At 68.8% G+C, this 5,280-nt stretch carries 4 protein-coding genes; 1 reads left to right on the forward strand and 3 read right to left on the reverse strand.

The genetic code is table 11. The features are described from left to right. The 3 genes from AB0I06_RS34075 to AB0I06_RS34085 all read right to left on the reverse strand — a co-directional run. A partial coding sequence (locus AB0I06_RS34075) for an ATP-binding protein (protein ID WP_363122739.1) occupies positions 1-1,109 on the reverse strand: 1,109 nt, incomplete at its 3' end. A 146-nt stretch (positions 1,110-1,255) separates the two neighbouring features. After that, entirely contained in the window at positions 1,256-1,585 is a 330-nt protein-coding gene (locus AB0I06_RS34080) for a trypco2 family protein (protein WP_362054374.1), read from the reverse strand. A gap of 53 nt (positions 1,586-1,638) precedes the next feature. Next, the gene (locus AB0I06_RS34085) at positions 1,639-3,321 is read right to left on the reverse strand and encodes a hypothetical protein (protein ID WP_363122740.1); all 1,683 of its coding nucleotides are present in this window, start codon (positions 3,319-3,321) and stop codon (positions 1,639-1,641) included. Between the two features lie 843 nt (positions 3,322-4,164). Between AB0I06_RS34085 and AB0I06_RS34090 the strand changes: the two genes are divergently transcribed. After that, positions 4,165-4,935, forward strand: a complete 771-nt coding sequence (locus AB0I06_RS34090) for a transposase (RefSeq protein ID WP_363122741.1) — start codon at positions 4,165-4,167, stop codon at positions 4,933-4,935. Positions 4,936-5,280 lie beyond the last annotated feature (345 nt).

The raw sequence follows: 5,280 nt of genomic DNA on the forward strand, positions 1-5,280 counted from the left end.
GTGAGGGCGTCGCGGTAGTGCCTTTCGCGATCCGATAAATCCGTCAGCGGTGGTAGATCGCGGTGCAGGGCGTCGTAGGTCAGATTTCTCGTCTCGCGCGTGCGGGTCCTGAGCTGGTCCCACCAGCCGCCCAAGGTGTCGCCCCTCGCCCGCGCGGTGAGCAGCAACCGCACCGCAGCGCGGCCTTCGGGACGCCGGTCCAGGACCGTGAGCAGGGCGGTCAGCTGGGCGATCCGCAGTTCGGCGTAGTCGGCGACCAGGATCAGCGGGCGGTCCACCTCGGTGAGCACGTCGAGGTCCTCTGCCGGGCCGCGCTCGTCCAGCCAGCCGCAGACCCAGCCGTGCCGGTCGCGCAGTCGCGCGCACAGCTCGCGGGCGAGCCGGGACTTGCCGGCACCACCGGGCCCGGTGAGAACGGCGAGCCGTACACCGCCACCCTCGCACCAGTCACCAATCAGTTCCCCGAGCAGTTGTTCACGGCCGTGGAAGCGGACCACCTCGGCGCGCTGATCCAGCAGAGTCGCCGGGGAGCGGACCCGCCAGTTGGCAGCGGGTGTGACAAGGCTCTGGAGGTCGACCGGCTCCCACACGGGCTCTGCGGCGGTGTGCCGGGTGACGAGGTTCGTGAACTCCGGGTCGGCCAGCAACGCATACACCGGTACGGCCTCCCAGCGCGGCAGCCCCCAGCCGCTCACGTCGGTCACGACGACGCCGGTCAGAAGCCCGCCGCTGAAGAGGGCTGCGCCGGACTGGCCGCTCCACGGGGAGGGTGCGCGGCCGGCGGAGTCGGCGGGTGGCGCGCTAGCGAGTTCCACGGTGTAGCGGTGGGACAGGGCACCAGTGCCGGGGGTCAGAGTGGCACGCGGCTGCTGCAGATCCAGGCCGCCGCCTACCCGGCGCCCGGCCTCGGGGTAGCCGGCAACGTCACAGGGCTGGTGCCGAGCGGTGACGAGCCGCCCCCAGCGGACCGGGGCGACCTGCGGGTGTACGTCTGTCTCGGCGAGGAGCAGGGCCGAGTCGACGTGACCGGTGCCGCGCCAGACGACGGTACAGGGGACGGTGCTACCACCGGGCACCTGTACATCGCAGGTGGCTCTCCCATCCAGCACGTGCCGGGCCGTCAGGACAAGCCTGGACCCGAGGAGATAGCCTGTTCCATTGCCGCCGTAGCGCTGCCGCGCGCCCGGCAGAAGGACCGCGACGATACGACTCAGTTCCAACTGTTCCCCCGTTCACTTCGTACGCCTGCGGCGTGTTACCGGATCAGGCCGCCTCCATCGGCCAGACCGCCCGTTGGAGCGTCGCTGTTACCGATGCGGATGCCCTCGCCGTCCTGGTCGACCGCGCGCAGCGTGAACGCCAACCTGTGGGTGGCGGTCTGGGCTCGCACAGCCCCCGCCTCCCCAGACACGACCCACGCCTTGACGGACCCTTTGCCGCTCTGCTCCCGGCGCAGCTCAACCGTGAACTCGAGCGAGATGTCACCCAACTCGAAGCGGACACCGGAGGCCGCGGCGCGATTGCGAGCAGCGGTGAGTTCGGCTCGCAAGTGGTCGATGGCTTCGCCGACGGTGATGTCATTCATGCCGCCACCGTAGCGACGTGCCGGGGCGGCTGCCCCCACGACGGCGGAAACGGTCAGTCGGACGAGTCGACCAGCGAGGGCACCAGGTGCCGCTGCACATGACGGACGTACTCCCATGCGCGTTCCCATCCATCCTCCTCTCCCACCAGCCGAGTGCGCAGCCCCCAGTCCTCGGGCAGTGCGTGCTCCTTGACCCACAGCATGTAGCGGCACACCGCCTCGCGCCGACCGCCGATCGCCTCCAGGCGGCGCGCGAGGGCGCCGTCGCGGCGGGCGCGGGCGAGGGCGGCCAACATGTCCACGACGGCGTAGTAGCTGAGCACGGCCTCGGTCGTGCGATTCAGACAGGCCAGCACTACTCCGGCCTCGCGCCGCGCCCGTTCCTCCCGCTGCCGGGTCCGGCGGAGCCTGCCCGGCCGCCCGTGATGGAAGTGGCGCCGAATGTTGTCGAAGTCGGGCACGAGGGGGCCGTCCTCACCGGCCCCCAGAATGAGGGCGTTCATCGTGTGGACGTATGCCGCGCAGTCCGCGTGCGTCCCCAGGCGCATCTCCCGGGGCAGCCCTGCGGTGAAGGGAGCCAGGGGCGGCTCGGCCCCGCCGCCGTATCTGCCCTCGAGGATGGGGGTGAGTTCACGGGCGATGAGGAAGAGTGTGCACGCGTCGAAGACCATGTAGGGGTCTCCGGGGCCGTATCGGCTCTCGTCCTGCGGCATGGCCATCGGGATGAGCGGTCGGGGCGGGAGCAGGGTGGCGGCGCGTGGGGGTCGCCAGGAGCGCAGGTACGAGGCGACGGTCGCGTCGATGTCTGCCCACCTGCGATCGCCATCGGTCGTGCCGGACGCCAGTTCGGAGGTGCCGAACGCCTCCGTCCCGGGGATGGCGAAGAGGGCGGGCAGGGCCCAGGAGATGTTGGCCATCAACTCAGCGACCTGCGGTGGCAGTCCGATGACGAAACCCTGCCGGCCGTCGGCGAGGGAGCGGGCCAGCACCCGGGATTCCGGGTCGGTGGACGGTTGCACGAAGACCTCGACGGTGGCGGCCACTCGCCGGACCGCGTCCGGGCCGGGCAGGCGCGGGTCGCGCACGCGGTGATCACCGCCGTCGGTGCGGGATAAGCCGTAGGCGAGCAGAAGCAGGTCGAGCAGGTTGCGGGGTCTACTGGACACGTCGGCCAGCATCTCCGGGTCGTCGAGCACGGTGCCGGTGGGATCTGCGCCGCTTATGAAGTCCGGGTCGGTGAAGACACGGGCGAGATGGGTGGCTTCGGCAGCGAGCTCTGCGCTCTGATAGCCGTGGAAGAGGACGCTGGGCGGATAAGGAAGGGGCGCTGGGTCAGGCACCATCTGTGTGAGTGGGCCGTCGAGAGCGGAGCGCAGGGCTCCGGCGTCCTCTGCGAGCACGTCGTGGCGCGGCCCGCGGACAACGACCTGTCCGTGACCGATCCGGGAATCCGACTGCACGACGATATCGGTCGGCCCCGCGACGCGCACGGCGATGCCGTACCGGAAGAGGTGGCGGAGCGCGGTGACGATGTTCACGAGGGCGGTGGTGGTGGCGGTGCCGGTGAGGACGTCGTCGCCGGGGGCATTGGCACCCAGCGGGCGTAAGTCGACGTACGTGACATCGGCCCGGCGCAGCACATCCCTCGCGGCGTCCGCCTCCTTGCGGTCCGACGCGGCGAAGAGATGGAAGACCACCCGCGCCTCGCCGTCGGCCCCGAAGGCTGTCGGTGTCATCGCTTCCCCCACACCTCGACAGCATGAGGGCACATGGAGGCACGAATCAACCGATTGTGACGCTCGAGGGAGGGCTGGACAGCGGCACCGGCTGCGCTGATGGCGCGGCCGTACCTCTTCGTGGGTGTCACGACCAGCCAGAGGTGAGGCCTGCATCGACGACTTGAGAGCCTCTGGCCTGCGGGATCTCGACTAAAGGCTGTCCCAATGACCGCTCAGAGCTTTGGAAACGGCGGCACCTCGTCCATGACCCGCAGAAGCTTGCGAGCAGGAGCCGACTCCTTCGGCCGCACGGATGCGGCGAGACCTTCGATGACTGGCCGGCCTGCGGTTACTGCTGCCCTTGCAGCTGCCTCCCAGCCCGGGTTGCTCCCTGTAGCTCGTGTAGTACTTGCTGTCCCTCGCCGCCGCAGCGGCGGAGTGCCATTGCTCGGTCCGACAGATGCTTCCCAGCAGGTCCAACAACTCGGCCTTGCACGGCACATGCAGGGCTCCGGCCAGTTCGAGGAGGAACGGAACCGTCGGGGCCGTCGCCTCGCCGACTACGAAGCCCAACGCGCAAGCAGCGTCGCCCAGTTCGTCTATGGCAAGACGTGCGGTGTCCTCATCGGCATACGCGATCCGGGACAACAGAGGGGGGATGGTTCCAGCCGGCACCTGTTGTGCGTCACGGAGTTCGTTCCAGTGGATCCCCGAGACCATCTTCAAGAGACTACCCATGCGCCGCTTCCCCCTCATCGGACTCGTGTGGGCTCCGTCAGCATCCATTGTGGTGCTGTTATCGGTGGATGTGGCCTCGGCCCGGCGGCATGGCGCGCGGCCATCCGGTGGGATGATCTTGATGTGGCTGCTGTGATCACTGCGTCGGATCCGTCCTGGATAGCCCCGTTCGCCGGGATGGGCCCGCGACAGTTCGGCAAGCTGCTGACCGCACTGCGACGCGAAGGCGCGGACGCGGTCCGCAGGGGGCGACCGTGGAGCCTGCCACTGGAGGACCGCGTTCTGCTGATCGCGGCGTACTGGCGGACGAACCTGACTCTGAGGCAGTTGGCGCCGCTGTTCGGGGTCTCGAAATCGGCAGCCGGCCGCATCATCGACCGCCTTGCACCGTCGCTCGCACTCCAACCGCGCAAGCGGTTCCGCAGGGACCCTGTGCTTATCGTGGACGGCACCTTGGTTCCCACCCGTGACCACACCGTCGCCGAGCAGTCGAAGAACTATCGGTACTCCACAAATCACCAGGTCGTCATTGACGCAGACACTCGGCTCGTCGTCGCTGTCGGCCGACCGTTGCCTGGCAACCGCAACGACTGCAAGGCATGGGAGCTGTCCGGCGCCAAGGCCGCCGTCGGCAACGCCGTAGTGATCGCGGACGGCGGCTACCGAGGCACCGGCCTGGTCATCCCGCACCGCCGCGAGCCCGGTCAGACCGAACTCCCGGCCTGGAAGGAAGAACACAACGATTCGCACCGCAAGGTCCGCGCCCGTGTGGAGCACGTCTTCGCCCGGATGAAGACCTGGAAGATCCTCCGCGACTGCAGATTGAAAGGCGACGGCGTCCATCACGCCATGCTCGGTATCGCCCGCCTGCACAACCTCACCCTCGCCGGGTGACCAAGGAACGAGCCGGTGAGCAGGTAAGTCCAAAATCATTTATGGGACAGCCCTTAGCCCGGCTTCTGTGAGCTTCTCGGCGTGCCAGCTGGAGCCACCGGGGATCAGCTGGACCAGTTGCTGCAAGGTGACGGCGTCGCAGCCCTCGTGGGCATAGATGGCACGCAGGATCGTGGCACGGTTCTTGCCTAGCATCTGCGACAGTGGATCACGGTGGGGGTCGGGTGCCGCCTGGCGCAGTCGGAGAAGAACCTCACGGCCCTCCACACGGCCGCGTACGCCCCGCCCGGGGACGTTCTCGAACCCTTCGACGTCCGGGAGCCGCCCGGCCCTCTCCTCGGCGCC

Origin of the sequence: Streptomyces sp. NPDC050674, from assembly GCF_040654575.1 — a bacterium.
Taxonomy (GTDB): domain Bacteria; phylum Actinomycetota; class Actinomycetes; order Streptomycetales; family Streptomycetaceae; genus Streptomyces.

Coding starts and splice junctions, on each gene's coding strand:
- AB0I06_RS34085 (WP_363122740.1), bottom strand. CDS start 3,321: ATGACACCGACAGCCTTCGGGGCCGACGGCGAGGCGCGGGTGGTCTTC.
- AB0I06_RS34080 (WP_362054374.1), bottom strand. CDS start 1,585: ATGAATGACATCACCGTCGGCGAAGCCATCGACCACTTGCGAGCCGAA.